At 34.1% G+C, this 2078-nt stretch carries 1 protein-coding gene; it reads right to left on the bottom strand.

Annotation, left to right across the window (positions count from 1 at the left end; all coding sequences use genetic code 11):
* Positions 1-11 precede the first annotated feature (11 nt).
* Positions 12-1463 carry an ISL3 family transposase gene (locus M2098_RS11505; protein ID WP_280686211.1) on the bottom strand — a complete coding sequence of 484 codons (1452 nt, stop codon included), beginning with the start codon at positions 1461-1463 and terminating at the stop codon, positions 12-14.
* Between the last annotated feature and the right edge of the window lie 615 nt (positions 1464-2078).

Here is a 2078-nt window from a genome sequence, read left to right as displayed (position 1 = left end):
GCTGTGGTCTTTTATAGTTTTGTAGCGAAGATCCGATATGTAGCGTCATCGTTTAGGACATACAATGCTCTTGTTCTGAACCGCTCCCAGTTATGGAAACCATTAGCGTTATGTTTTAGTTGTTTAATGACTTTGTTGCGATTCTCAGCGATTGCATTATTTGCTTTTCGCCATTTAGTTTCGGCGACTGTCTTTCCAGTTTTTGGATCTTGCTTGTAAATTCTCTCCTCTATCAAATTGAAAGATATAATTATTTCTTGTTTCCACTGTCGTATCGTATTTCCAAATTCATTAAATTCAGAAATGCTACTATCATACATTTTTGAAATAAGGGTTTCGATATCCGTTCTTGCTGTAATGATAGTTGCAGTATCATAGAAATTATTGAGGAAAAATTTGAGGTTGTATGCTTCTTTAAGTTTTGGGTCGATATCCAAAATCATTGTCAATAAGTCGTTGTAGTTGCAGTATTTATTTAACTTCTTGTTATATTTCCGAGGTATGTTTGGGTCAAATATTTCGTATTCTTTGCCTTCAACAGTATAGCGAGTGGTGTCTTTTCTGTTGAGTAACCAATTCCACTTTTTCAGTAAATAGTATTGTTGCTCACGTTTATAGAATAGAGAGCGTTTAGCGACATCATCAGACTTTTTCCATTCTTGAACAGGTTGCACCTGTTTCATAATATCAATACGGACTTTATTCATACGTCTGTGAAATTCTTGATATACATGAAACTTATCCAACACACAATCGGCGTATGGAAACATTTGTTGTGCGATAATCCGATAGGTGTGCCACATATCGCAGATTAGAACCTCGACATTTTTTCTTTCTTCTAAAGGGATTTGCGTGAAGTATAATTGCAAGTCTTGTTTACGCCTTGTCGGTAATAAATCAATAGTTTGTTTTGATAAAAAATCTACGAGCACACAAACATAATCACTACGCTCAGAATGAAATGCATAAACTTCATCAATGGATATAATTTTCGGTAGTTTTCTTCTAGATACACTCACGTGTGAATCAAATATAGCAGCTACAGTAGTTGAAGATACACCATAACGGGTAGCGACTGTAGAAAAAGTTTCAGTAGGGCTTTTCAGATCTTCAAGGACATTTGATACAGTCAATGCTGAAAGCTTCATATTCCTATAGGCAAAAGGATTACGTTCATTGAAAGTCTTCTTACAATTTGTACACACATAACGCCTGCAATGATAGATGATATAGCATGGCTTGTAGGTTATTGCTGCATGTAGAATCTTCTTATTCACATAACTTTTCACTCTTTTTGTCTTTGTGCCACATATTGGACAAGGATATTCTTCAACTTCTAAAGTAATGTATACGTATAAAGATCCTTTCTTATGCTCAAACTTCATTGATTCCACTTTTTCGGGAGATAAATTGAATAATTTAAGTATTTCTTGGTCGTTTAAAACGCGAGTCTCTTGTTTCATGTCATTTTGCACCTCGCATTCTACAGTATTTAGTTGTCATAATGTTATTTCTCCTTTGATTTATCTGCTTATAAGCTTGTGGCTACAGTATAAAACAAAGTTTTGCATAACTCGAGAAAAGGTCTGTGGGTAAATGGGTGAGAGAAAAGTGGATTTTGTATTCCAGGTAATCCACTAATTTCTCATAAAACTCCTTTGTTATTGCGTGTAATGAATGCTTGAAGTTATGGAAACGTTTCTTGATGAAACGGACATGACTTTCTTCCACAGTGCAATGATCTTCAAAAAAACGAGTGTATTGCTCTTTTGAGGTTAGTTTGAGTATTTGAATAATATCTAGCAACACTACTTGAAAATACGGTAGTAGAAACAATGCAAGTATGCTTAACGTGCAATTGCATTTATTACATTTAATTCTTAATATCCGAATTTTGAATTTCTGACCATTAAAAATAAAGTAACGAGTATAATAGCCATGACGATGATAATGCCCATCACAATTCTCTCTACGACAGGAGATAGATGGCACATTAAGTGATTCTATATATTTGTTGTAATGATTTATTTGAACATCTGGATTGAAAATTCCTTGAATAATTGGTAACATATAAATAC

Origin of the sequence: Breznakia sp. PFB1-19 (genome assembly GCF_029893935.1) — a bacterium.
GTDB lineage: Bacteria > Bacillota_I > Bacilli_A > Erysipelotrichales > Erysipelotrichaceae > Breznakia > Breznakia blatticola.
This window is presented reverse-complemented; position numbering and strand designations above follow the sequence as displayed.